The sequence below is a fragment of the Bradyrhizobium sp. th-b2 genome, assembly GCF_000426785.1.
GTDB lineage: Bacteria > Pseudomonadota > Alphaproteobacteria > Rhizobiales > Xanthobacteraceae > Bradyrhizobium > Bradyrhizobium septentrionale.
Genome location: NZ_AUGA01000242.1, coordinates 1 through 1552 on the forward strand (window position 1 = coordinate 1; position 1552 = coordinate 1552).

The 1552-nt window shown below is 57.0% G+C and carries 1 pseudogene; it reads left to right on the forward strand.

Annotated features, from left to right (window positions below):
- A pseudogene (locus K359_RS56660) lies at positions 1 to 248 on the forward strand (aspartate aminotransferase family protein); the annotation flags it as partial.
- Positions 249 to 1552: the final 1304 nt, after the last annotated feature.

Genomic DNA, 1552 nt, shown 5'->3' on the forward strand with positions numbered 1-1552 from the left:
TTGCGGCAATCGAGCTGGTGCTGGACAAGAAACGGAAAGTCGCCGCTACTACTCCGGGCGACGTTGGCAGCATCGCGAGCCGGTTGCTGCACGAGCGAGGGATCATCGTGCGGAATGTAGACGATGCATTGTCGATTTGCCCACCTCTGATCGTCAACAAGGATCAAATCGACGAGCTCGTCAACGGGATCACGGGCATGCTCCACGATCTTAAGGCGACTGTAGTTAATTGTCGCGAGCCTCACTAACGTTCACTCAACCCCGTTAGTGCGCCTCAAGTCCGATTGCCTGGACAGATCCACCAATGATCGATACACGGCGCATAACGCGCATGCATTTGCCCGATCAAACCGGTGCTTCCGCAAATCCGCGGCGCAGTCGAAGTCGCGTAACAACTATAGGGCGAGATCGACGGCGCGAGATGCAGACGCCCGGAAGGCATGACCCTCATCGCTGCGAATCACGATGGCCTGCTTTTCGCAGCAGGAGGCGTTGACGATCGCTGGGCCTCGCTCTCGATCAAGGCAAACGGGATGGATTTATCTCGGTTGGCACAATGGCGACGACAGCATCTACGCCACAAGGTCGACCAGGGCTTGGACCACGCCTCAGCCGCCGACCTCGAAGCGGCTGATCCGGAAGACGCAGTCCCTGCTTTCAAGCGACCGCCCTAAAAGGAAGCTTGAGCCGAAGCTTCTCGCGAGAACGAGTACCGGGCCAAGTCGGCCGAGGGAACGGTACGATACCATTCTTCAAGGACTTGCGAGAGTTCCCCGAGATCATGCCGCTTGCTTGCGGCCCAGGTAAAGAGGGTGACTTTTCTAGATTGGCCTCGGTCCCGGCAGCCATGTGGTATTGCACTTTCAGCGAAGCCTCTTGGCCGGCTCGGGCAGCTCATGCCAGCCGCCGGACAGCCAGCGGCAACTTGTAGGCGGTGGTCTCGAAGTGCCCGAATGAATGTTTTTGATGAACTCGTCACCCCGTCGAATGAACCATAGCCATCGCGTTTGCCACAATCAGGCGCAATGCCTTTCAAGCTCGAAGCCGTCTCGCTGCAGCTCCCCGATACTGCTATGCGTTTTCATTTGCTCTTCCTCTCTTTGAGGTGGGCGCCGTTCGCTTTGATACCCGGATCATTCTCCAACCGCTTACCGCATGAGTTCGCGCGCCTGCGGCTCAATTGCAGGCGGCTCTCAAGCGGAGAACGAATTGTATACAGAGTCGGCCGTGCCATTCCTTCCTCCACTTGGTTCGAGGTCTAAACCGCGATCTAACTCAGAACTTTGCCTGAAGAGGGCCGCGGTAACCCTGGCGGCCCTTTCTGGCTGCGGGTGGTGCTCGAAATGAGGAAGTGGCGATGTTCGAGCTCTCACAAATGTTGTCAGCTTTGACCTGACATCAACAAGCGACGCGATGCCCAACAGAGGACTGTAGTGCTTGCAGAAATCGCGCCTTTCAGTCCGGCACGTCGCTTGCTTTGTTCACACCACGATCACACCGTGACGAGAGGACGATGTGGAGAATGCTGTCTCGAGTTCACGAGGTGTTAATT